This window comes from Bacillus sp. CH_48 (assembly GCF_038008465.1).
In the GTDB taxonomy this organism is placed as follows: Bacteria; Bacillota; Bacilli; order Bacillales; family Bacillaceae_G; genus Bacillus_A; species Bacillus_A thuringiensis_S.
On record NZ_JBBOZF010000001.1, the window covers coordinates 1,252,501 to 1,277,500 of the forward strand.

Consider the following 25,000-nt stretch of genomic DNA (forward strand, 5'->3'; position numbering starts at 1 on the left):
CAATACTAATCCCATACTTTGATGCAAGCACTTCATTAATACTTGTTCCAGAGTAAACGGGAGTATTCGGATCCAACTCAAAACTTTTAAACTCAACTTCAACATCCTTCTTATGTGGAAATTGCTCTAAAGCCATCTCTAATCTACGTTTCCCAATATAGCAAAATGGGCATACAAAATCCGACCAAACCTCAATTTTCATATAAACACCTCATTAACATTTAGTTTTCAATCATTGTAGCACTGAGATTAAGGAATTCAAAAGTTTTTGCTCTATCTCCTTCATATAGTACATACAAAAATATACTTATAGCAGACTACCTAATTAACAAAAAAACGATAATCAAAAGGATTAACTATTATCCCTCCGATTATCGTCTATATAAATGCAACAACTTTAATTATGCCGGAATATACTTCCCTACGAACTTCCATACGGTATTCCAATATTTATTCGAATCTACTTTCTCCGCTTCTCCATGCCCAGCACCTGGAACAATTAATTTCTCTTTTTCTACTTTTGCAGCATTATATACTTCATCTAACATTTCAAAAGGAACGAATGTATCAGCATCCCCATGAATGAATAGCATAGGTGTTTTACTTTTCGCTACTTGTTTTACAGCTGAAGCTTCTTCTAAATCATATCCAGCTCTTAATTTTGTAACTGTATTTGCCGCATTCATAACAGGAAACTTCGGCAAGTGGAATAAATCTTTTAGCTGATAAGTAAATTCATCAATAACGGTTGAGTATCCACAATCTTCAATAATAACTTTAACATTAGAAGGTAAATCTTCTCCTGAAGTCATCATTACAGTTGCCCCGCCCATTGAAACACCAAATAGAGCTATTTCAGCATTAGGATCTTTCTTTAAGATTTGTTGAATCCAAATCAAAACATCTTTACGATCATGCCAGCCCATACCAACATAATCCCCTTCACTATTTCCGTGCCCACGAAGGTCTGGTGCTATGACATTATAGCCTTGTTCATAAAAGTTACGAATATATTTCGTCATTTCTGATGCTCTACCATTGTATCCATGAACCACAATTGCCCATTTATGACTAGATTGTTCATTCATATATTCATAGCCTTTTAAATTCATTTTATCGAAAGAACGTATAGTTAATGTGTTAGGTTTATACTTCGATACGAAGTTCGCATTCTTTTCTTCATTTGTAGCCAATACATCTCCCGATGCATTTACCGTTTCTACTAAATGAGGATTATCTTGTAAAAACTCTTTTTCTTGTTTCGCATTCAACGCGTAGTTATAAAAATAATTCCCAACTAACATATACACGATTACTAGAAGGACTAAGACTACTATAGTAATTATACCTATTCTTTTCATATTATCTCCTTTTCTAACTTAAATCTTCTTATATTAAAGTACATCAAAAAAACAACTGTACTATTTTAACACACTGGTGAATTTTATCTTTAAGAAATAAAATAGAAAATCTTAAATTACATATCAAAAATCACGAAAGAAATCGAATAAAACTTATATAGATATGTAATTAGCTTTGAAAAAAAGTTACAAAACACAAAAAAGACGAGTCATTCTGACTCGTCTTAAGCTTGCTTGGCGACGTCCTACTCTCACAGGGACAAGGTCCCAACTACCATCGGCGCTAGAGAGCTTAACTTCCGTGTTCGGTATGGGAACGGGTGTGACCTCTCTGCCATCATCACCAAACTATTGAAGGTATATTCCTTCAAAACTAGATAACATTGCTACATATTATATGGTTAAGTCCTCGATCTATTAGTATTCGTCAGCTCCACATGTCACCATGCTTCCACCTCGAACCTATCAACCTGATCATCTTTCAGGGATCTTACTAGCTTACGCTATGGGAAATCTCATCTTGAGGGGGGCTTCATGCTTAGATGCTTTCAGCACTTATCCCTTCCGCACATAGCTACCCAGCTATGCCCTTGGCAGAACAACTGGTACACCAGCGGTGCGTCCATCCCGGTCCTCTCGTACTAAGGACAGCTCCTCTCAAATTTCCTACGCCCACGACGGATAGGGACCGAACTGTCTCACGACGTTCTGAACCCAGCTCGCGTACCGCTTTAATGGGCGAACAGCCCAACCCTTGGGACCGACTACAGCCCCAGGATGCGATGAGCCGACATCGAGGTGCCAAACCTCCCCGTCGATGTGGACTCTTGGGGGAGATAAGCCTGTTATCCCCGGGGTAGCTTTTATCCGTTGAGCGATGGCCCTTCCATGCGGAACCACCGGATCACTAAGCCCGACTTTCGTCCCTGCTCGACTTGTAGGTCTCGCAGTCAAGCTCCCTTATGCCTTTGCACTCTACGAATGATTTCCAACCATTCTGAGGGAACCTTTGGGCGCCTCCGTTACACTTTAGGAGGCGACCGCCCCAGTCAAACTGCCCACCTGACACTGTCTCCCGGGTCGATAAGACCCGTAGGTTAGAATTTCAATACAGTCAGGGCGGTATCCCACCAGCGCCTCCACCGAAGCTAGCGCTCCGGTTTCAATGGCTCCCGCCTATCCTGTACAAACTGTACCAAAATTCAATATCAGGCTACAGTAAAGCTCCACGGGGTCTTTCCGTCCTGTCGCGGGTAACCTGCATCTTCACAGGTACTATAATTTCACCGAGTCTCTGGTTGAGACAGTGCCCAAATCGTTACACCTTTCGTGCGGGTCGGAACTTACCCGACAAGGAATTTCGCTACCTTAGGACCGTTATAGTTACGGCCGCCGTTTACTGGGGCTTCAGTTCAGAGCTTCGCTTACGCTAACCCCTCTCCTTAACCTTCCAGCACCGGGCAGGTGTCACCCCCTATACTTCGCCTTACGGCTTCGCAGAGAGCTGTGTTTTTGCTAAACAGTCGCTTGGGCCTATTCACTGCGGCTTTCCGTTAAGAAAGCACCCCTTCTCCCGAAGTTACGGGGTCATTTTGCCGAGTTCCTTAACCAGAGTTCTCTCGCACACCTTAGGATTCTCTCCTCGCCTACCTGTGTCGGTTTGCGGTACAGGCACCTTTTATCTCGCTAGAAGCTTTTCTTGGCAGCGGGGAATCAAAGACTTCGCTCCATAAGGAGCTTCCCCATCACAGCTCAGCCTTCACGATAAGCGGATTTGCCTACTTATCAGCCTAACTGCTTGGACGTGCACAACCAATCGCACGCTTCTTCTATCCTTCTGCGTCCCTCCATTGCTCAAACGATAAAGAGGTGGTACAGGAATATCAACCTGTTGTCCATCGCCTACGCCTGTCGGCCTCGGCTTAGGTCCTGACTAACCCTGAGCGGACGAGCCTTCCTCAGGAAACCTTAGGCATTCGGTGGACGGGATTCTCACCCGTCTTTCGCTACTCATACCGGCATTCTCACTTCTAAGCGCTCCACCAGTCCTTCCGGTCTGACTTCACTGCACTTAGAACGCTCCCCTACCACTGATACCATTGGTATCAATTCGCAGCTTCGGTGGTGTATTTAGCCCCGGTACATTTTCGGCGCAGAGTCACTCGACTAGTGAGCTATTACGCACTCTTTAAATGGTGGCTGCTTCTAAGCCAACATCCTAGTTGTCTAAGCAACTCCACATCCTTTTCCACTTAATACACACTTTGGGACCTTAGCTGGCGATCTGGGCTGTTTCCCTCTTGACTACGGATCTTATCACTCGCAGTCTGACTCCTAAGGATAAGTCATTGGCATTCGGAGTTTGACTGAATTCGGTAATCCGATGAGGACCCCTAGTTCAATCAGTGCTCTACCTCCAAGACTCTTACACTTAAGGCTAGCCCTAAAGCTATTTCGGGGAGAACCAGCTATCTCCAGGTTCGATTGGAATTTCTCCGCTACCCACACCTCATCCCCGCACTTTTCAACGTGCGTGGGTTCGGGCCTCCATTCAGTGTTACCTGAACTTCACCCTGGACATGGGTAGATCACCTGGTTTCGGGTCTACGACCACGTACTAAACGCCCTATTCAGACTCGCTTTCGCTGCGGCTCCGCCTCTTCAGCTTAACCTTGCACGGGATCGTAACTCGCCGGTTCATTCTACAAAAGGCACGCCATCACCCATTAACGGGCTCTGACTATTTGTAGGCACACGGTTTCAGGATCTCTTTCACTCCCCTTCCGGGGTGCTTTTCACCTTTCCCTCACGGTACTGGTTCACTATCGATCACTAGGGAGTATTTAGCCTTGGGAGATGGTCCTCCCAGATTCCGACGGAATTTCACGTGTTCCGCCGTACTCAGGATACATTCAAGAGAGAACGAAGTTTCGACTACGGGGTTGTTACCCTCTACGACGGACCTTTCCAGGTCGCTTCGTCTACCTCGTTCCTTTGTAACTCCGTATAGAATGTCCTACAACCCCAAGAGGCAAGCCTCTTGGTTTGGGCTATGTTCCGTTTCGCTCGCCGCTACTCAGGAAATCGCATTTGCTTTCTCTTCCTCCAGGTACTTAGATGTTTCAGTTCCCTGGGTCTGTCTTCCATACCCTATGTATTCAGGTAAGGATACCATACCATTACGTATAGTGGGTTTCCCCATTCGGAAATCTTCGGATCAAAGCTTACTTACAGCTCCCCGAAGCATATCGGCGTTAGTCCCGTCCTTCATCGACTCCTAGTGTCAAGGCATCCACCGTGCGCCCTTTCTAACTTAACCAAACTAAAAATTAAAAAATATGAGCTACACTGTTATCTAGTTTTCAAAGAACATACATTTATATATGAGAGATAGTTCTCTCAAAACTGAACAAAACGAAACACGGAAACTTATATTGATGAACAGCGTTCATCAATTCTCCATAGAAAGGAGGTGATCCAGCCGCACCTTCCGATACGGCTACCTTGTTACGACTTCACCCCAATCATCTGTCCCACCTTAGGCGGCTGGCTCCAAAAAGGTTACCCCACCGACTTCGGGTGTTACAAACTCTCGTGGTGTGACGGGCGGTGTGTACAAGGCCCGGGAACGTATTCACCGCGGCATGCTGATCCGCGATTACTAGCGATTCCAGCTTCATGTAGGCGAGTTGCAGCCTACAATCCGAACTGAGAACGGTTTTATGAGATTAGCTCCACCTCGCGGTCTTGCAGCTCTTTGTACCGTCCATTGTAGCACGTGTGTAGCCCAGGTCATAAGGGGCATGATGATTTGACGTCATCCCCACCTTCCTCCGGTTTGTCACCGGCAGTCACCTTAGAGTGCCCAACTTAATGATGGCAACTAAGATCAAGGGTTGCGCTCGTTGCGGGACTTAACCCAACATCTCACGACACGAGCTGACGACAACCATGCACCACCTGTCACTCTGCTCCCGAAGGAGAAGCCCTATCTCTAGGGTTTTCAGAGGATGTCAAGACCTGGTAAGGTTCTTCGCGTTGCTTCGAATTAAACCACATGCTCCACCGCTTGTGCGGGCCCCCGTCAATTCCTTTGAGTTTCAGCCTTGCGGCCGTACTCCCCAGGCGGAGTGCTTAATGCGTTAACTTCAGCACTAAAGGGCGGAAACCCTCTAACACTTAGCACTCATCGTTTACGGCGTGGACTACCAGGGTATCTAATCCTGTTTGCTCCCCACGCTTTCGCGCCTCAGTGTCAGTTACAGACCAGAAAGTCGCCTTCGCCACTGGTGTTCCTCCATATCTCTACGCATTTCACCGCTACACATGGAATTCCACTTTCCTCTTCTGCACTCAAGTCTCCCAGTTTCCAATGACCCTCCACGGTTGAGCCGTGGGCTTTCACATCAGACTTAAGAAACCACCTGCGCGCGCTTTACGCCCAATAATTCCGGATAACGCTTGCCACCTACGTATTACCGCGGCTGCTGGCACGTAGTTAGCCGTGGCTTTCTGGTTAGGTACCGTCAAGGTGCCAGCTTATTCAACTAGCACTTGTTCTTCCCTAACAACAGAGTTTTACGACCCGAAAGCCTTCATCACTCACGCGGCGTTGCTCCGTCAGACTTTCGTCCATTGCGGAAGATTCCCTACTGCTGCCTCCCGTAGGAGTCTGGGCCGTGTCTCAGTCCCAGTGTGGCCGATCACCCTCTCAGGTCGGCTACGCATCGTTGCCTTGGTGAGCCGTTACCTCACCAACTAGCTAATGCGACGCGGGTCCATCCATAAGTGACAGCCGAAGCCGCCTTTCAATTTCGAACCATGCAGTTCAAAATGTTATCCGGTATTAGCCCCGGTTTCCCGGAGTTATCCCAGTCTTATGGGCAGGTTACCCACGTGTTACTCACCCGTCCGCCGCTAACTTCTTGAGAGCAAGCTCTCAATCCATTCGCTCGACTTGCATGTATTAGGCACGCCGCCAGCGTTCATCCTGAGCCAGGATCAAACTCTCCAATAAAGTTAGTTTGTCTAGCATCTAAAAATAAAAATTGACGTTTCACGTTGTTTGTTTCGTTCAGTTTTCAAAGAACTACTTAGTCGCTCATTTGCGACTTCCTTATGTTAACATCTTCATCTTTCAATGTCAACTAAGTTTTTCATTTCATTTGTCGCTTGCGACGTTATTGTCATCGGCGACTTGTTCTATATTACACCTCTAATCTCTAATCGTCAATATGTTTTTATAAAAAATATAAAAAGGCTTATTTCTTTTAAAATAAGCCTTTTTATCACATATCATTCTATTCATTTATTATTTTTCTATAATTGGTAAAGAGACGATAAATTGAATAATACCATCCCTATATTCCGCTCGAATACTACCACCTTGCAACTCAACAATACTTTTCGCAATCGCTAAGCCAAGTCCCGATCCTTCCGTTACTCTACTTCGAGATTGATCCTTCTTATAGAAACGTTCAAACAAATTCACTAACTCTTCTCTCGTAAACTCTTCACTATGATTCGCAATTACAATTTGTATATCCCTACGCTGCCTTTGAAGAGAAACTTTTATCTCTCCATCATCTTTACTGTACTTAATCGCATTCATTAGTAAATTATCAAATACACGAACCATCTTTTCCGAATCAATCGATGCATAAGTACGTTCCTCAGGAAACTTCTTAACAAACGTAAGTCCATGTTCTTCCGCCTGCGGTACTAACTCTTCTATCAATTGCTCAAGCAACTCATTTACACATACTTCTTGTTTTTCTAATACAACTTGTTCATTTGTTAACTTCGTATACTCAAATAAATCTTCTATTAAATTCTTTAACTGCTCCGACTTTACAAAAGCAATTCTTGTATACTCATCATGTTGTTCTTTATTTTCATATTTAGAATCTCGAAGTAATCGTAAGTAACCCATAATAGAAGTAAGTGGTGTACGCAAATCATGAGATACATTTGTGATAAGCTCATTTTTCTGCTTTTCTAATTTACGTTCCTTTTCTATATTATTCATAAGCTCTTCCGCCATATTATTAATATTCTCAGTTAAAGACGCAATCTCATCTTCACCTTTTTTCTCAATGCGGTACGCTAAGTTACCTCTTTCTATTTCCTTTACACCTTGTGCCATTGCTTCAATCTGCTTCATCTTTCTCTTTGTTATATAGAAGAAAGAGAAAATGAATACAAGAACACCCATTAAAAACGGGAATGGTCCTTCTACTTTATAGTACACTACCTCCCCTTGAGGAATCCCACTTACAAACATATATAAGTTCTTACCTTCAATTGTAATAGGCGAGAATGTAATAAACTCTTTTCTTGATCTTTCAATATCATTATTATTTGAATAATTGATAGCAAATGAAGTCGCATTACGAATTGTATTATGCAAATTAATTTGTTCTTCTTGCGCTTGCTTCGTTTTATACAAAACTTTACCATTTTCGTCAGTAACTAATATTTTAAAGGCATCATGCCCTTGCTCTAAATTCTCATTTTCTAGCTCTATCATGTTTTGTACAGCATCTAATTTATTTTCAACAACCATCATTTCCGCTGTACTTTGAGCTTTACGATTAATTTGCTCCATACCATCTCTGTAATTAATCTCGGCATGTTGGCTAGCATCTTCAAAAATAGGTGCTACTATCTTCGTTGATACAAAGAGACCTAATAACGCACAAGCAGTAAACGCCGTAATAAGTTGAATCCTTATACTCCGTTTCACGCTCTTTATTATCTTTTCAATTAATTCTCGAATTTTCCGAACATAAGTAAACGGATTAAATATCTTTTTCAATCTTATATCCCACTCCCCATACCGTTTTTATATATCTAGGTTTCCTTGGATTCTCCTCAATCTTTTCACGCACTTTTCGAATATGCACCATTACAGTATTATCAGACTGGAAAGATCGTTCGTTCCACACCTTTTCATAAATTTGCTCCGCACTAAACACCATACCTGGATTTCTAGTTAGCAATTCTAAAATTGAAAATTCCCTCGGAGTTAGTTTCACTTCTTCTCCCTCTACAATAACTTTATGGGTCGAGATGTTGATTTTCATCTCTCCAATTTCTAACTCGTCCTCATTTTGGACAGCGAAACCATTCATTTTCATATAACGGCGTAACTGAGATTTAATTCGTGCAATTAACTCTAATGGATTAAAGGGCTTCGTTACGTAATCATCTGCTCCTGTTGTTAATCCTAAAATCTTATCCATATCTTGCGTTTTGGCAGAAAGCATAATAATAGGCATCTCTTTCGCTTCCCTTACTTTCATACACATATGAATACCATCCACTTTCGGCATCATAATATCTAATACGACTAGATGTACTTCATTTTCTTCTAGTAAACGTAATCCTTCTTCCCCGTCTCCTGCTTGCAATACTTTATATCCTTCATTCTTTAAATAGATTGTAATTAAATTTCGAATTTCTTTTTCATCATCTACGACAAGTATTGTTTCGTGTGCCACAATATCTCCCCCATCACTTTTTTAATCCCTAACTTCTATTATAGGAAAACTTCTGAAGAAAAACGCTCGGAAATCCTTAAGATTTTCTGAAGACGCAAAAAAGGTCTAGACTCCCCTTAAGTCTAGACCTTTTAAAAAACCCCTTTTATCCCGCATTAACGGGCAGTAAGACTCCCACTTCAAAAACTGCCCAAATCAACGATGTTACGCGGCAGATCAACTGCCCTTAAAAGCCCGATTGGTTCAACTAATAATCAGGGTGGGGTTTCCCCCACTCTGATTAAAGTTTCACTTTATTTACGAACGTAGATGAAATATAGTACAAATAAAACTCCCATAACATACATAATCGGATGAACCTCTTTACGACGACCACTCACAACCATTGTAATTGGATAGAAGATAAATCCAATCGCAATCCCAGTTGCGATACTATACGTAAGTGGCATAGAGATAATTGTAAAGAATGCTGGCACTGCAATCTCGAATTTCTTCCAATCAATTTCCCCTAAGGAAGAAACCATCAAGATTCCTACAATAATTAAAGCTGGTGCCGTTACAGCTGGCGTTACAACACTTAGTAATGGCGAGAAGAATAATGCCAGTAAGAAGAATCCTGCTGTTACAACTGCTGTAAATCCAGAACGTCCTCCTGCTGCTACCCCTGCAGAAGACTCAATGTAAGACGTTGTTGTTGATGTACCCAAGATTGCACCAATTACAGTTGCAATCGCATCTGCAAATAATGCTTTTCCTGCACGTGGTAATTTATTGTTCTTCATTAATCCAGCTTGATTCGCAACCGCTACAAGCGTACCTGCTGTATCAAAGAAATCGATAAAGAAGAACGTTATAATAACAATACCCATTTGAACAGTGAAAATATCTCCAAAGTGCGTTAACGCAGCACCGAACGTTGGTTCTAGGCTCGGTATTGCTCCCACTACAGCTTTCGGAGTATCAATTAATCCTGTTGCTACTCCTAAGATCGCTGTAAGAATCATACCGTAAAATACTGCACCATTAACTTTCTTAATCATAAAGATGATTGTAGTAACAACCCCGAAGATCGCTAGTAACGTTGTGCCCTTTGTTAAGTCCCCCAACCCAACAAGAACAGCATCATTTTTCACAATAATTCCGGCATTTTGGAATCCAAGGAAAGCAATGAATAATCCAATACCTGCCGCTACTGCAAACTTTAACTCTGATGGAATTGCATTAATAATTTTTTCACGAATACCTGAAGCTGTAAGAATAATAAAGATAATACCTGACATTAATGTTCCAGCAATTGCTGTTTGCCAAGGAATACCCATCGTTAACACTGCTGTATAAGCAAAGAACGCGTTAATTCCCATACCTGGCGCTAAAGCAATTGGATACTTCGCAAAAATACCCATAATTAACGAACCAATCGCTGCCGCTAATGCCGTAGCAACGAATACTGCACCTGGATCCATCCCTGTACCTGCTGGTAACCCTTTAACATTTCCAAGCGACAGCGTAGCAGGATTGACAAACAGTACGTAAGCCATAGATAGAAATGTCGTTAACCCTGCTATGAACTCAGTCTTATAATTCGTACCGAGCTCATCAAACTGAAAATAGCGTTTCATCTTACGTTTCCCCCGTTATATGATTACTCGCCGTATTTCTCCTAGCCCTCTTTTATCCCGAGAAATAAAAAAGGCTTCCATTGCATATATACATGGAAGCGTTCTATAAACAAAGACAAGTTTCCCCTCGTCTTTATACAAACGCCTCGTAGTCAAGCCATTTACGGTAGCTAGGTAGAAACTTTCGGGCCATATCCCCGATATTATACGACGGCATAATATTCACTTTTCGTTTGAATTACATACTCATATTAACTCGCATAGGCACTTTTGTCAATTTAAAAACGAACATTTTTATAAACTTTTATACTTTCGTTCGTATTAATGGTAGAAACAAAAAGATCCATCTATTCATGAATGATAGATGGATCTTTTTTATTACAATACTATTCCCACTCAATAGTTGCTGGTGGCTTACTCGTTACATCATACACGATACGGTTAACGTGTTTTACTTCGTTTACGATACGAACAGAGATTTTCTCTAATACGTCCCAAGGGATACGTGCCCAGTCAGCTGTCATACCGTCGATAGATGTTACCGCGCGGATACCTACTGTGTAATCGTAAGTACGCTCGTCACCCATAACACCTACGCTACGCATGCCAGGAAGCGCAGTGAAGTATTGCCAGATTTCGCGGTCTAATCCTGCTTTAATAATTTCTTCACGTAAAATCGCATCAGATTCACGAACGATTTCTAATTTCTCTTCTGTGATTTCACCTAATACACGAATACCAAGACCAGGACCTGGGAATGGTTGACGCCATACGATTTCATCAGGAATTCCTAGTTCAGATCCTAATACACGTACTTCATCTTTAAATAACGTATTTAAAGGCTCAATTAATTTGAACTGCATGTCTTCTGGAAGTCCACCAACGTTATGGTGAGATTTAATTGTTTGTGCAGTTGCTGTACCACTTTCAACGATGTCTGTGTAAAGTGTACCTTGTGCTAAGAAGTCCATACCTTGTAATTTAGAAGCTTCATCATCAAATACGTAAATGAATTCATTACCAATGATTTTACGTTTTTGTTCTGGATCTTCTACACCTTTTAACTTGTTCATGAAACGTTCTTGTGCATCCACTTTAATAACGTTCATGTGGAAGCCTTCGCTGAATGTTTTCATAACGCCTTCCGCTTCACCTTTACGAAGTAAACCATGGTCAACGAAAATACATGTTAATTGATCGCCGATTGCTTTATGAATTAATACTGCTACAACAGAAGAGTCTACACCACCGCTAAGTGCGCATAGTACTTTTTTGTCTCCAACAGTTTCACGAATTTTCTCTAGTTCTACTTCGATAAAGTTCTCCATGTTCCATCCTTCAGAACAACCACATACACCGAATACGAAGTTTTTAATTAAATCGTTACCGTGCTCAGAGTGACGTACTTCTGGGTGGAATTGTACACCGTATAAGTTTTTCTCTTCATTGCTCATACCAGCAATTGGACAAGACTCACTTGTTGCGTCTACTACAAATCCTTCAGGTAAACCAGTTACTAAGTCGCCATGGCTCATCCATACAACTTGCTCTTCTGGAAGGTTCGCATATAATTTTGATTCGTTCTCTACTTTAAGAACAGCTTTTCCGTACTCACGGTGGTTGGCACGCTCTACTTTACCACCGAAGTGTTGTGTCATAAGCTGCATACCGTAACAGATACCGAAAATCGGTAATCCTAGTTCGAAGATTTTTTCATCACAATGTAATGCACCTTCACCGTATACGCTATTTGGTCCACCAGAGAAAATAATCCCTTTTGGATTCATTGCTTTAATTTCTTCTGCAGTAATTGTATGTGGATGAAGTTCACTGTATACACCGAACTCACGAATTCGACGTGCTATTAACTGATTGTATTGACTTCCAAAATCTAAAACGATAATTGTATCGTGTTGCTTCTTCAAAATAATCACCCCAACGTTAGTTCTCGTATATAAATATTTTCACCAATTTGGCGAAAAGCATTACTAATATAATAAAAAAAGCCAGTCCTCCGCCTCTAGTCTCATAACAAAGAAAAGGCAGGGGTCTGGCTTTATAAAGAAAGATAGTCTCCGCTCTTTATAAATATAAGACACACTGCCTTCATAGTCAGGTTGTTTACGGTAACCCGGTAGAGACTCTCAAACCATATCATTGAGGATATATGAAGGATCGTTTTATATTATCTTCCTAGATTCTAACAATGAAGTATCTATATGGTCAAGAGAGAAAGCGACAAAATTCTACAGAAATTCATTTCCTTTTCTAAAAAACATAAAAAAACATCCATTTCTATATAGAAATGGATGTTTTTTAGGGCAAACGGAATTACATCATTCCGCCCATACCGCCCATGCCCATGCCACCCATGTCAGGCATTGCTGGTGCATTTGGTTCTGGCTTGTCAGCTACTACAGCTTCAGTTGTTAAGAACATAGCTGCAACAGATGCTGCGTTTTGAAGTGCAGAACGAGTTACTTTAGCTGGATCTACGATACCAGACTCAAGCATGTTAACCCATTCGCCAGTAGCTGCGTTGAAACCAACGCCTACTTTTTCGCCTTTTAGACGCTCTACAACTACAGATCCTTCTAGACCAGCGTTGATTGCGATTTGACGAACTGGCTCTTCTAGTGCACGAAGTACGATGTTGATACCTGTTGCTTCGTCGCCTTCAGCTACGATAGAAGCTACTTTCGTGTATACGTTCATAAGTGAAGTACCACCACCTGCAACGATACCTTCTTCTACTGCTGCACGAGTTGAGTTAAGTGCATCTTCAATGCGAAGTTTGCGCTCTTTTAACTCAGTTTCAGTTGCTGCACCGACTTTAATTACTGCTACGCCACCTGCAAGTTTCGCAAGACGCTCTTGTAATTTTTCACGATCGAATTCAGAAGTTGTTTCTTCTAATTGCGCACGAATTTGACCGATGCGAGCTGCGATTTGCTCTGTATTTCCAATACCTTCAACTACAGTTGTGTTTTCTTTTGTAACAACAACTTTACCAGCGCGTCCTAAAGATTCAACTGTAGCAGATTTTAAGTCACGACCTAATTCTTCAGTGATTACTTCGCCACCAGTTAAGATTGCGATATCTTCTAGCATTGCTTTACGACGGTCACCAAATCCAGGAGCTTTAACAGCTACTACATTGAATGTACCACGAAGTTTGTTCACTACTAATGTAGCTAAAGCTTCGCCTTCTACATCTTCAGCAATGATAAGAAGTGGTTTACCTTGTTGTACCACTTGCTCTAATACTGGTAAGATTTCTTGAATGTTAGAAATCTTTTTGTCAGTAATTAAGATGTATGGGTTATCAAGAACTGCTTCCATTTTGTCAGAATCAGTAATCATGTAAGGAGATGCATATCCACGATCAAATTGCATACCTTCTACTACGTCTAATTCTGTTGTAAATCCTTTAGACTCTTCTAAAGTAATAACGCCGTCGTTACCAACGCGCTCCATTGCTTCAGCGATTAATTGACCTACTTCTTCGTCAGCTGCAGAAATAGCAGCTACTTGTGCGATAGAAGATTTGCCTTCGATTGGTTTAGAAATCGTTTTTAATTCTTCAATTGCAGCAGTAACAGCTTTTTCGATACCTTTACGAAGACCCATTGGGTTAGCACCAGCTGTTACGTTTTTAAGACCTTCACGAATCATAGCTTGCGCTAATACAGTTGCAGTTGTTGTTCCGTCACCAGCTACATCATTTGTTTTGCTAGCAACTTCTGCTACTAATTTCGCACCCATGTTTTCGAATGCATCTTCTAATTCGATTTCTTTTGCGATTGTTACACCATCATTTGTAATAAGTGGTGAACCAAATTTTTTCTCAAGTACAACGTTACGACCTTTTGGTCCAAGTGTTACTTTTACTGCGTTTGCAAGAGTGTCGACACCGCGAAGCATCGAACGACGTGCTTCTTCACTAAATTTAATATCTTTTGCCATAATAATTGACCCCCTTGGATTTTTTAAGATTTATATAATTAACCGATAACTGCTAAGATGTCACTTTCACGTAAAATCAAGTAGTCTGTACCTTCATATTTCACTTCAGTACCTGCATATTTTGAGAAGATGATAAGATCACCTGCTGCTACCTCTAAAGCAACACGCTCACCATTTTCAAGCACTCGACCAGTACCTACTGCAACAACTTTACCCTCTTGTGGTTTTTCTTTTGCAGTGTCTGGTAATACAATACCACTTGCTGTTTTTTCTTCTGCTTGAACAAGCTCAATTACAACGCGATCACCTAATGGCTTTAGCATGAACAATAACCTCCTCATTTTGTTATGTAAATTTTATTTATTAGCACTCAAGTCACCCGAGTGCTAACACACTTATAATAATAAATAATCTCAATTTCTTTTGCAAGTAAAAAAATCATAATTTTTTCGCAAATTACTATATAAACTTTCTATATAGAATACTGCCTTTACTATATGAATCGTTGTTTCCCCTACTCGTATGTTACAATATGAAAGACACCCTAAGTTGTTTTCGCTAAACGTACAACTTTTTCCTGTCTCCTACTTTAATTTAAAATACGTATTTACAAAAAAATCATAATTCGAATGAAAGTTTATATCGTAGATAACATATTTACATGTTATCCTACCTCATCTCATACACTAGAGTTAGAAAGGATGGTTAAACCATTTGAAGAAACAATACTGGTGGATTATCGTTACATACATTTTAATGCAATTATCTGGCGCTGTTGGATTACCACTTCTCCTAAAAACAGGACTCTATGATAATAGAGGATTTACCATTGAGGAAAAAGGACAAATCATAATGGGACACTGGGCAATTATTAGCTTCTTTGTTGCATTATGTATCGTACTTTGGTTACTTAGAACAGATATTCGCGACAGACATTTAGATGCAACGCGCTCTTCTGTTCCAGCTACAATTGGGTGGATTTTCATCGGATTATTCTTAGCTTTCTTTTCACAAATAGTTGCCGGTATGATCGAGATGCAGCTACTAGGAATTAAACAAGGTTCAGAAAATACAATGAAACTGATGGAAATTGCACGAACTACTCCTTGGTTCCTTATTGTTGTATCTATAATCGGACCTATCTTAGAAGAAATCGTATTTAGAAAAATTCTATTCGGTGCACTTTATAAGAAGTTCAACTTCTTTATTGCAGCTATCATTAGTTCACTTGTATTCGCAGCAATTCATTTTGATTTTACTCACTTATTGGTATACACTGCTATGGGGCTCGTATTCGCCTTCTTATATGTGAAGACGAAGCGCATTATCGTTCCTATTGCAGCTCATGTTGCGATGAATACATTAGTCGCTATTGGGCAAATTTTTATGAGCAATGAGCAAATTCAAGAAATGATTAAAGAAGCTGAAAAAATGCAAGGATTTATCGGAGGATTTTTTGTATGAGAAACTCACCATTGTTCATGGCCGCATTATACTTCCTTCTTGGATGTATCTTTACACGCTTCGCCATTACGAACGTGACAGATACAATCTGGAATGTGTGGACAATACTATTTGCAGTTATGGCAACAATTGATTTTAATTTGGCACTTCGCCTTATATTAGTTAAATTCACAAAGAAGAAACAATAATAAAACGCAGAGGTCGCTTCCTCTGCGTTTTATTGTGGATAGTTTTTCAAAAAGTAAACTAATGTTTGTAACTCTACAGCTAAATCAATATGATGAATTCTAATATTCTCTGATACGTTTAATCGTGCTGGTGTGAAATTCAAAATACCGTGCACGCTCGTTTCAGCTAATCTATCTGCTACAGCTTGTGCTACTGTAGCCGGTACTGTTAATATTGCCACTTGTATATCATTTGATAATCTCTCTTCTAATTCATCTAAATGATATACAGGAATGCCCCCGATTTCTGTTCCAACTTTCTCTTCACTAACATCAAATGCCATTTCAATTTTTGTATTATTGTTTTTCGTGAAATTATAATGTAAGAAAGCGGTCCCTAAATTACCTACTCCAATAAGTGCTACACGCGTTATATCATCTTGATCAAGTGTTTCGCGGAAAAATGATAATAAATAATTTACGTTATATCCATATCCCTTTTTCCCTAATGCTCCAAAATACGAAAAATCTCTTCGTATTGTTGCGGAATCTACTTTTACCGCTTCACTCAATTCGGCCGATGAAACACGCTGCTTACCAGAAAGAGATAAGTTTTGGATAAATCGATAGTATAGAGGCAATCTTTTAGCAGTGGCTTGTGGAATCTTTTGCTGATCCATATGACCTCTCCTCTCTTCCTATCTTTATTCATATACTTTAATCAAATACAGAAGTTTAGCACTCATTAAATTCCTTGTATAATAAAGAGAAGAAGTATTCTCTCTTTATTTTAAACTATACACTATTTTTAGTATGATTGAGAAATATAAACATGGCAAAGTTAAGAAATTATTTGAGGTGAGAACATTGATTTTATTACAAGTAAATGGACTTTCGAAATTATACGGTGCAGAAACAATTCTTGCAAACATAAAATTGGAAGTACAAACAAAAGATCGTATCGCATTAGTTGGAAGGAATGGAGCTGGAAAATCTACATTATTAAAAATTATCGCTGGTGAGTTATCACATGATGATGGCGAAATTATAAAACCGAAAGATGTCTCAATCGGGTATTTAGCTCAAAATACTGGCCTAGAAACGTCTTTAACAATTTGGGATGAAATGCTAACCGTCTTTACCCACTTACGGCAAATGGAGACAAAACTTCGAAGGCTTGAGCAAGAAATGGGAAAAGAAGAAAACTTTTCAAACGAAGCTATATATGAAAGATTGTTAGCTGATTATGACCAATTGCAACTCAATTATAAAGATCAAGGTGGATATCAATATGAAGCGGATATTCGCTCCATTTTAAGCGGCCTTGGCTTCCCAGTTGAAACACACCAGACGACGATCTCTACTTTAAGTGGCGGGCAAAAAACAAGATTAGCTCTCGGGAAATTATTATTAACAAAACCAGACTTACTTATTTTGGACGAGCCTACAAACCATTTAGACATTGAAACATTAACATGGCTTGAGCAATATTTACAAGGTTATCCTGGCGCAATATTAATCGTTTCCCATGACCGTTATTTCTTAGACAAACTCGTTACACAAGTATATGAAATTTCGAATAAAGAAAGCAGACGATTTGTTGGTAACTACAGTAAATATTTAGACTTAAAATCAGCATTATATGATCAAGAAATGAAACGTTACGAAAAACAACAAGATGAAATCGCAAAACTTGAGGACTTCGTTCAAAAGAATATAGCTCGTGCTTCTACAACGAAACGTGCTCAAAGTCGCCGTAAACAACTGGACAGAATGGAATTATTAACGAGACCATTAGGGGATTCTAAGTCAGCATCATTCCACTTCGATATTGAAAAGCAAAGTGGAAATGATGTTTTACAAGTAAAAGATGCAACCATCGGCTATGAGGAGGACCCTATAATTGAACACGTAACTATGCGCTTAACTCGCGGAGATAGTGTTGCCTTAGTTGGTCCAAACGGAATTGGGAAATCCACATTATTAAAATCTATTGTGAATAAGTTACCACTATTAAATGGTAATGTTTCTTTCGGATCAAATGTATCTGTTGGCTATTATGATCAAGAACAAGCAAACTTAACATCTTCTAAACGGGTTTTAAATGAACTATGGGATGAATATCCACTGCAACCTGAAAAAGAAATCCGTACTATACTCGGGAATTTTTTATTCACAGGAGATGATGTACTGAAACCAGTATCTTCCCTTAGTGGTGGACAAAAAGCTCGATTAGCTCTTGCGAAACTTATGATGCAAAAGTCAAATTTATTAATTCTGGATGAGCCTACGAACCACCTTGATTTAAATAGTAAAGAGATTTTAGAGAATGCTTTAATTGATTATCCAGGGACTCTTCTATTTGTCTCACATGACCGCTACTTTATTAACCGTGTAACAACGACTGTGGTTGAGTTATCAACAGAAGGCGCACAGGAATATTTAGGTGATTACGATTACTATGTGGAGAAGAAAAATGAAATGATTGAACGGGCAGCATTTGAACAACTTGAACAGCAAGAAAATCAGGCACCTGTTCAAAAAACTGTAGCTCAAGAAAAATTAAATTATCTCGAAGAAAAAGAGCGTAAACAATTAGAACGTCAACGCACTCGAAAAATTGAAGAGCTAGAACAAAATATCGTAAACTTAGAAGAAGAAATTGCTACGTTAGAAGATCAACTTTGCTTACCAGAAATATATGCAGATTATGAAAAAGCTAGTGAAATTACAACTAAAAAACAAACGCTACAAGAACAGCTTGAAACTTGTATGGCAGAGTGGGAAGAGCTGCATGTATAAGAGTATTTAAATAAGGAAGATGTCTCATCAGTCATGATTTTTGACTATGCGACATCTTTTTTCTTTAAGTACATAAATAATTTTTTGGATATATCAATGGTAACTGGGAATATATCAACGATTTTTCAAATATATCTATCGTAACCCTATATACATAAACGATTCGACACGAAATATCGATTTACCGACAAGGATTGACAATATCAGCACCCTCTATAATGGAGGGATATTAAAAAATGTTTTTCGGGGATATCTTCTTGCTTTTTATTTCCCGAAAAACAATACACTCAAAGGTCAGACTTCATCTAGTTTATCCACAAGTTTATACACATATCCACCTTTATAAAATAACTATTAAACCAACTTTTCCACATTACCCACAGCCAACGAAAAAGTTACCAACACTTTATATACACAATAAAACCCACATTATCAACAGATAACATGGGTTTTATCCACAAGCTGTGGTTAATTATGTGCATAACTATGCTTCAATATCTAATCCTGGATTCGCATTTAAGGCTAATGTTGCACGCTTGCCTTGTTCATACGCAATTGTCCCTGCCGCTGCAATCATTGCTGCATTATCTGTGCATAAAGATAGCGGTGGAATAATTAGTTCAATGTTTTCTTTTTTTGCAAATTCTTCTTCTAATCGGGCACGAAGTCCTTTATTAGCAGCTACTCCACCAGCAAGAAGTAATTGCTTTACATTATAAGCTGCTGCTGCACGAGCTGCTTTCGTTACAAGTACATCTATTACACTTTCTTGGAAACTTGCCGCTAAATCTTCTGGTTTAATTTCTATACCACGTTGTTTCGCGTTATGCACAGTGTTGATAACTGCTGATTTCAATCCACTAAAGCTAAAATCATATGAATCCGGTTCTAGCCATGCACGAGGCAAATCAATTGTTGGTTCTCCTTCATGTGCAAGGCGATCAATATGAGGACCACCTGGATATGGCATAGATAACGTACGAGCTACTTTATCATATGCTTCTCCAGCTGCATCATCTCGCGTTTCACCAATTACTTCAAATGAACCATGTTCTTTCATATAAACAAGTTCTGTATGCCCACCAGATACAACAAGTGATAATAGCGGGAATTGCACTTCTTTTACTAAACGGTTCGCATAAATATGACCAGCAATATGATGAACACCGACTAGCGGAATATCATGTGCAAAAGCTACTGCCTTCGCTGCATTTACCCCAATTAGAAGTGCTCCTACTAAACCAGGCCCTTCTGTTACAGCGATTGCATCAATATCATCAAATGTTATGTTTGCTTCTTTTAAAGCTTCTTCTAACACAACTGTAATTTCTTCTACATGATGACGGGATGCAATCTCTGGTACAACGCCGCCAAAACGTTTATGACTTTCAATTTGTGATGCAACGACATTCGCAATAATTTCCGTCCCATTTTTAACAACCGCTACCGCTGTTTCATCACAGCTCGTTTCAATCCCAAGTATAATCGTATTTTTTTCCATTATATATTCACCCACATTACAAGACCATCTTCCTGATTGTCTGCATAGTATCGTTTACGAATTCCACCATTTTGAAATCCATATTTTTTGTATAACTGCTTTGCTACTTCATTTGATACACGTACTTCAAGCGTCATTGTTTTTACCCCTAGTTCTTTCGCTTCTGAAATAACTGCTTTCAATAAGGCATCTCCTAACTTTTGACCTCGGTATTCTGGCAAAATAGCTATATTTGTTATATGTGATTCATCAATAATTATCCACAATCCACAATACCCGATTACACGACCATCTTTTTCTAACACAATATAATGTGCATGTTCATTCATCGTTAATTCACGGTGAAAAGCATCTGCAGTCCAAGGAGTTGAAAAAGATACTTCTTCAATAGCTACAATTTGAGCAATATCATCAAGTTCCATCTTTCTAAATATCATATCCATCTTCTGCAAGGCCCCTACTTGTTTTGACTTTCTAACCACTTTGTTTCAGCTTCAGCTAAACGAAGATAGCTCGGAACAAACGTATGCACATCATGTTCTTCTTTTTGTAATCCTAAAAATGCTAGCTCACTTGGTCTTGGATTATTTTTAGTAAAAGGAGCGAATACAGCTTGATCACCTAAATATTCTATAATTGTTTCTTTATGCAATTTAACATCATTACCGATAAATAAAACAGGCTGTCCTTTATCTTTTAACATTTGCAACCAGTCTACAATAAGAATAATTCGGTCTTCTTCTATTGAAGTTAACTGCTCTCCTTCGTATGTATATAATCCAGTATAGATTTGCCCACGCCTTCCATCAAATAAAGGACAAATTAATCCATTAAAGTTAGCACCGTTTGCAGCTACTACCTCTAAACTTGATACACCTACAATTGGTATTTGAAGTGACCAAGCTAATGTTTTTGCCGCTGTCACGCCTATGCGAACACCTGTATATGATCCAGGTCCAGCAGCTACAACGATTTTAGTTAATTCCTTCGGTTTTACACCACATTCTTTTAACAGTTGCTCTACAGCTGGCATAAGACGTACAGAATGGTTTTTCGTCAAATTTGTAATGATTTCCCCAATCACGTTTCCTTCCTCAATAAGGGATACACCCATTACGTAATTTGAAGTATCAATTGCTAGTACTTTCATCTTGTAATAGCTCCTCACATAATCTAATATAGCGATTTCCAATTGGCTCGAGTATAATTTTTCTTGTGTCATCTCCCGCATGGAATAAACTAATTTGTAACTTTTCATTCGGTAAATATGCTTCTATTAAATGAGCCCATTCCACTACCGTAATTCCTTCACCGTAGAAATACTCATCAAAGCCTAAGTCCTCTTCGCTTTCTGCTAAGCGATACACGTCCATATGATATAGCGGTAATCTTCCTTTATATTCTTTAATAATATTAAAGGTAGGACTATTTACAACTCTTTTCACTCCAAGACCTTTTGCTAGTCCCTTTGTAAAAGTCGTCTTACCAGCTCCAAGATCTCCTTCTAAAATAATTACATCTTGTGCCTCTACGAGTTCACCTAGTTTTTCTGATAATCTTTGTGTTTCCTCAGAAGATTTTGTTGTTACTTCATATTTACTCACAGACTTCACCTACTTTACTCACAATGTTCTCTGCTCTTTATTATACAGGTTTTGAATATATAAAAAAGTCCTTAGGAGTTGTCCTAAGGATAGTTTGACTGTCTTTATTAGTTTTTTGTTAAAACAAATAAAAAAATACGAAACAACTTGTTTCGTTCTTTTCTTTATATAAAATGGCGGTCCCGACCGGGGTCGAACCGGCGATCTCCTGCGTGACAGGCAGGCATGTTAACCACTACACCACGGGACCATTTGGTTGCGGGGACAGGATTTGAACCTGCGACCTTCGGGTTATGAGCCCGACGAGCTACCGTACTGCTCCACCCCGCGATGATATAAATAGCTTGGCGACGTCCTACTCTCACAGGGACAAGGTCCCAACTACCATCGGCGCTAGAGAGCTTAACTTCCGTGTTCGGTATGGGAACGGGTGTGACCTCTCTGCCATCATCACCAAACTATGAAGGCATATTCCTTCAAAACTAGATAACATTGCTACATATTATATGGTTAAGTCCTCGATCTATTAGTATTCGTCAGCTCCACATGTCACCATGCTTCCACCTCGAACCTATCAACCTGATCATCTTTCAGGGATCTTACTAGCTTACGCTATGGGAAATCTCATCTTGAGGGGGGCTTCATGCTTAGATGCTTTCAGCACTTATCCCTTCCGCACATAGCTACCCAGCTATGCCCTTGGCAGAACAACTGGTACACCAGCGGTGCGTCCATCCCGGTCCTCTCGTACTAAGGACAGCTCCTCTCAAATTTCCTACGCCCACGACGGATAGGGACCGAACTGTCTCACGACGTTCTGAACCCAGCTCGCGTACCGCTTTAATGGGCGAACAGCCCAACCCTTGGGACCGACTACAGCCCCAGGATGCGATGAGCCGACATCGAGGTGCCAAACCTCCCCGTCGATGTGGACTCTTGGGGGAGATAAGCCTGTTATCCCCGGGGTAGCTTTTATCCGTTGAGCGATGGCCCTTCCATGCGGAACCACCGGATCACTAAGCCCGACTTTCGTCCCTGCTCGACTTGTAGGTCTCGCAGTCAAGCTCCCTTATGCCTTTGCACTCTACGAATGATTTCCAACCATTCTGAGGGAACCTTTGGGCGCCTCCGTTACACTTTAGGAGGCGACCGCCCCAGTCAAACTGCCCACCTGACACTGTCTCCCGGGTCGATAAGACCCGTAGGTTAGAATTTCAATACAGTCAGGGCGGTATCCCACCAGCGCCTCCACCGAAGCTAGCGCTCCGGTTTCAATGGCTCCCGCCTATCCTGTACAAACTGTACCAAAATTCAATATCAGGCTACAGTAAAGCTCCACGGGGTCTTTCCGTCCTGTCGCGGGTAACCTGCATCTTCACAGGTACTATAATTTCACCGAGTCTCTGGTTGAGACAGTGCCCAAATCGTTACACCTTTCGTGCGGGTCGGAACTTACCCGACAAGGAATTTCGCTACCTTAGGACCGTTATAGTTACGGCCGCCGTTTACTGGGGCTTCAGTTCAGAGCTTCGCTTACGCTAACCCCTCTCCTTAACCTTCCAGCACCGGGCAGGTGTCACCCCCTATACTTCGCCTTACGGCTTCGCAGAGAGCTGTGTTTTTGCTAAACAGTCGCTTGGGCCTATTCACTGCGGCTTTCCGTTAAGAAAGCACCCCTTCTCCCGAAGTTACGGGGTCATTTTGCCGAGTTCCTTAACCAGAGTTCTCTCGCACACCTTAGGATTCTCTCCTCGCCTACCTGTGTCGGTTTGCGGTACAGGCACCTTTTATCTCGCTAGAAGCTTTTCTTGGCAGCGGGGAATCAAAGACTTCGCTCCATAAGGAGCTTCCCCATCACAGCTCAGCCTTCACGATAAGCGGATTTGCCTACTTATCAGCCTAACTGCTTGGACGTGCACAACCAATCGCACGCTTCTTCTATCCTTCTGCGTCCCTCCATTGCTCAAACGATAAAGAGGTGGTACAGGAATATCAACCTGTTGTCCATCGCCTACGCCTGTCGGCCTCGGCTTAGGTCCTGACTAACCCTGAGCGGACGAGCCTTCCTCAGGAAACCTTAGGCATTCGGTGGACGGGATTCTCACCCGTCTTTCGCTACTCATACCGGCATTCTCACTTCTAAGCGCTCCACCAGTCCTTCCGGTCTGACTTCACTGCACTTAGAACGCTCCCCTACCACTGATACCATCGGTATCAATTCGCAGCTTCGGTGGTGTATTTAGCCCCGGTACATTTTCGGCGCAGAGTCACTCGACTAGTGAGCTATTACGCACTCTTTAAATGGTGGCTGCTTCTAAGCCAACATCCTAGTTGTCTAAGCAACTCCACATCCTTTTCCACTTAATACACACTTTGGGACCTTAGCTGGCGATCTGGGCTGTTTCCCTCTTGACTACGGATCTTATCACTCGCAGTCTGACTCCTAAGGATAAGTCATTGGCATTCGGAGTTTGACTGAATTCGGTAATCCGATGAGGACCCCTAGTTCAATCAGTGCTCTACCTCCAAGACTCTTACACTTAAGGCTAGCCCTAAAGCTATTTCGGGGAGAACCAGCTATCTCCAGGTTCGATTGGAATTTCTCCGCTACCCACACCTCATCCCCGCACTTTTCAACGTGCGTGGGTTCGGGCCTCCATTCAGTGTTACCTGAACTTCACCCTGGACATGGGTAGATCACCTGGTTTCGGGTCTACGACCACGTACTAAACGCCCTATTCAGACTCGCTTTCGCTGCGGCTCCGCCTCTTCAGCTTAACCTCGCACGGGATCGTAACTCGCCGGTTCATTCTACAAAAGGCACGCCATCACCCATTAACGGGCTCTGACTATTTGTAGGCACACGGTTTCAGGATCTCTTTCACTCCCCTTCCGGGGTGCTTTTCACCTTTCCCTCACGGTACTGGTTCACTATCGATCACTAGGGAGTATTTAGCCTTGGGAGATGGTCCTCCCAGATTCCGACGGAATTTCACGTGTTCCGCCGTACTCAG

Annotated in this window: 16 protein-coding genes, 2 tRNA genes, 5 rRNA genes and 2 riboswitches (2 of these 25 running past the window's edge); of the genes, 3 read left to right on the forward strand and 20 right to left on the reverse strand. The window is 41.0% G+C overall.

Going from position 1 to position 25,000, the window contains the following annotated elements; translation table 11 throughout:
• The 11 genes from N2V92_RS05980 to groES all read right to left on the reverse strand — a co-directional run.
• Nucleotides 1–202, reverse strand: the 5' end (the start) of a protein-coding gene (locus N2V92_RS05980; RefSeq protein WP_000687924.1) for a DsbA family oxidoreductase. Its footprint begins 530 nt before the window's first position; the window shows 202 of its 732 coding nt (coding positions 1–202); it begins with the start codon at nt 200–202; the stop codon falls past the left edge of the window.
• Nucleotides 203–401: 199 nt separating this feature from the next.
• Nucleotides 402–1,361, reverse strand: a complete 960-nt coding sequence (locus tag N2V92_RS05985; RefSeq protein WP_000821104.1) for an alpha/beta hydrolase — start codon at nt 1,359–1,361, stop codon at nt 402–404.
• A gap of 232 nt (nt 1,362–1,593) precedes the next feature.
• Nucleotides 1,594–1,709, reverse strand: a 5S ribosomal RNA gene (gene rrf, locus N2V92_RS05990).
• Between the two features lie 49 nt (nt 1,710–1,758).
• Nucleotides 1,759–4,680 (reverse strand): 23S ribosomal RNA (locus tag N2V92_RS05995).
• A 146-nt stretch (nt 4,681–4,826) separates the two neighbouring features.
• Nucleotides 4,827–6,378, reverse strand: a 16S ribosomal RNA gene (locus N2V92_RS06000).
• Together the 16S, 23S and 5S rRNA genes form the textbook arrangement of a ribosomal RNA operon.
• A gap of 294 nt (nt 6,379–6,672) precedes the next feature.
• Nucleotides 6,673–8,178, reverse strand: a complete 1,506-nt coding sequence (locus N2V92_RS06005) for a sensor histidine kinase (RefSeq protein ID WP_000719237.1) — start codon at nt 8,176–8,178, stop codon at nt 6,673–6,675.
• Nucleotides 8,162–8,863, reverse strand: coding sequence for a response regulator transcription factor (locus N2V92_RS06010; RefSeq protein WP_000929886.1), 702 nt, complete (start codon nt 8,861–8,863; stop codon nt 8,162–8,164). Before N2V92_RS06010 ends, N2V92_RS06005 begins: the two co-directional genes overlap by 17 nt.
• 293 nt (nt 8,864–9,156) lie before the next feature.
• Nucleotides 9,157–10,482: an NCS2 family permease gene (locus N2V92_RS06015; protein WP_000833094.1), complete on the reverse strand. Its 1,326-nt coding sequence runs from the start codon at nt 10,480–10,482 to the stop codon at nt 9,157–9,159.
• A gap of 129 nt (nt 10,483–10,611) precedes the next feature.
• Nucleotides 10,612–10,713, reverse strand: a riboswitch (purine riboswitch).
• 155 nt (nt 10,714–10,868) lie between these two features.
• Entirely contained in the window at nt 10,869–12,407 is a 1,539-nt protein-coding gene (gene guaA, locus N2V92_RS06020; RefSeq protein ID WP_000743914.1) for a glutamine-hydrolyzing GMP synthase, read from the reverse strand.
• A 164-nt stretch (nt 12,408–12,571) separates the two neighbouring features.
• A riboswitch (purine riboswitch) is annotated at nt 12,572–12,673 on the reverse strand.
• A gap of 140 nt (nt 12,674–12,813) precedes the next feature.
• Entirely contained in the window at nt 12,814–14,448 is a 1,635-nt protein-coding gene (gene groL / locus N2V92_RS06025; protein ID WP_001029992.1) for a chaperonin GroEL, read from the reverse strand.
• A gap of 38 nt (nt 14,449–14,486) precedes the next feature.
• Nucleotides 14,487–14,771 carry a co-chaperone GroES gene (gene groES, locus N2V92_RS06030; protein ID WP_000917311.1) on the reverse strand — a complete coding sequence of 95 codons (285 nt, stop codon included), beginning with the start codon at nt 14,769–14,771 and terminating at the stop codon, nt 14,487–14,489.
• A 391-nt stretch (nt 14,772–15,162) separates the two neighbouring features.
• Here groES and N2V92_RS06035 point away from each other — a divergent pair, with 391 nt between their 5' ends.
• Together N2V92_RS06035 and N2V92_RS06040 are read left to right on the forward strand one after the other, a co-directional pair.
• The gene (locus N2V92_RS06035) at nt 15,163–15,912 is read left to right on the forward strand and encodes a CPBP family intramembrane glutamic endopeptidase (RefSeq protein WP_000745315.1); all 750 of its coding nucleotides are present in this window, start codon (nt 15,163–15,165) and stop codon (nt 15,910–15,912) included.
• Complete coding sequence (locus N2V92_RS06040; RefSeq protein WP_001246204.1) at nt 15,909–16,100, forward strand: YdiK family protein; 192 nt, start codon at nt 15,909–15,911, stop codon at nt 16,098–16,100. The genes N2V92_RS06035 and N2V92_RS06040 overlap by 4 nt, the downstream gene beginning before the upstream one ends.
• A 29-nt stretch (nt 16,101–16,129) precedes the next feature.
• Here N2V92_RS06040 and N2V92_RS06045 read toward each other — a convergent pair whose 3' ends face one another.
• Entirely contained in the window at nt 16,130–16,759 is a 630-nt protein-coding gene (locus tag N2V92_RS06045; RefSeq protein WP_000372699.1) for a redox-sensing transcriptional repressor Rex, read from the reverse strand.
• Nucleotides 16,760–16,946: 187 nt separating this feature from the next.
• Between N2V92_RS06045 and N2V92_RS06050 the strand changes: the two genes are divergently transcribed.
• On the forward strand, nt 16,947–18,881 hold the full coding sequence (locus N2V92_RS06050; RefSeq protein ID WP_016078110.1) for an ABC-F family ATP-binding cassette domain-containing protein: 1,935 nt from the start codon (nt 16,947–16,949) through the stop codon (nt 18,879–18,881).
• A 484-nt stretch (nt 18,882–19,365) separates the two neighbouring features.
• Here the strand turns inward: N2V92_RS06050 and tsaD are convergent, their stop codons facing one another.
• From tsaD to N2V92_RS06090, 8 genes are all read right to left on the reverse strand, one after another.
• The gene (gene tsaD / locus N2V92_RS06055; RefSeq protein ID WP_000414591.1) at nt 19,366–20,382 is read right to left on the reverse strand and encodes a tRNA (adenosine(37)-N6)-threonylcarbamoyltransferase complex transferase subunit TsaD; all 1,017 of its coding nucleotides are present in this window, start codon (nt 20,380–20,382) and stop codon (nt 19,366–19,368) included.
• Nucleotides 20,382–20,825: a ribosomal protein S18-alanine N-acetyltransferase gene (gene rimI, locus N2V92_RS06060; RefSeq protein WP_000367207.1), complete on the reverse strand. Its 444-nt coding sequence runs from the start codon at nt 20,823–20,825 to the stop codon at nt 20,382–20,384. The genes tsaD and rimI overlap by 1 nt, the downstream gene beginning before the upstream one ends.
• A gap of 14 nt (nt 20,826–20,839) precedes the next feature.
• Entirely contained in the window at nt 20,840–21,532 is a 693-nt protein-coding gene (gene tsaB, locus N2V92_RS06065) for a tRNA (adenosine(37)-N6)-threonylcarbamoyltransferase complex dimerization subunit type 1 TsaB (protein ID WP_000865772.1), read from the reverse strand.
• Nucleotides 21,513–21,986: a tRNA (adenosine(37)-N6)-threonylcarbamoyltransferase complex ATPase subunit type 1 TsaE gene (tsaE, locus tag N2V92_RS06070; protein WP_000049643.1), complete on the reverse strand. Its 474-nt coding sequence runs from the start codon at nt 21,984–21,986 to the stop codon at nt 21,513–21,515. Before tsaE ends, tsaB begins: the two co-directional genes overlap by 20 nt.
• A gap of 174 nt (nt 21,987–22,160) precedes the next feature.
• A tRNA-Asp gene (locus N2V92_RS06075) sits at nt 22,161–22,236 on the reverse strand.
• Between the two features lie 3 nt (nt 22,237–22,239).
• Nucleotides 22,240–22,316 (reverse strand) — tRNA-Met (locus tag N2V92_RS06080).
• Nucleotides 22,317–22,328: 12 nt separating this feature from the next.
• Nucleotides 22,329–22,444: ribosomal RNA gene (gene rrf / locus N2V92_RS06085) — 5S ribosomal RNA — on the reverse strand.
• A 48-nt stretch (nt 22,445–22,492) separates the two neighbouring features.
• Nucleotides 22,493–25,000 (reverse strand): 23S ribosomal RNA (locus tag N2V92_RS06090) (it continues 414 nt past the right edge of the window).

Coding starts and splice junctions, on each gene's coding strand:
- N2V92_RS05985 (WP_000821104.1), bottom strand. CDS start 1,361: ATGAAAAGAATAGGTATAATTACTATAGTAGTCTTAGTCCTTCTAGTA.
- N2V92_RS06015 (WP_000833094.1), bottom strand. CDS start 10,482: ATGAAACGCTATTTTCAGTTTGATGAGCTCGGTACGAATTATAAGACT.
- groL (WP_001029992.1), bottom strand. CDS start 14,448: ATGGCAAAAGATATTAAATTTAGTGAAGAAGCACGTCGTTCGATGCTT.
- groES (WP_000917311.1), bottom strand. CDS start 14,771: ATGCTAAAGCCATTAGGTGATCGCGTTGTAATTGAGCTTGTTCAAGCA.
- N2V92_RS06040 (WP_001246204.1), top strand. CDS start 15,909: ATGAGAAACTCACCATTGTTCATGGCCGCATTATACTTCCTTCTTGGA.
- N2V92_RS06045 (WP_000372699.1), bottom strand. CDS start 16,759: ATGGATCAGCAAAAGATTCCACAAGCCACTGCTAAAAGATTGCCTCTA.
- tsaD (WP_000414591.1), bottom strand. CDS start 20,382: ATGGAAAAAAATACGATTATACTTGGGATTGAAACGAGCTGTGATGAA.
- rimI (WP_000367207.1), bottom strand. CDS start 20,825: ATGGATATGATATTTAGAAAGATGGAACTTGATGATATTGCTCAAATT.
- tsaB (WP_000865772.1), bottom strand. CDS start 21,532: ATGAAAGTACTAGCAATTGATACTTCAAATTACGTAATGGGTGTATCC.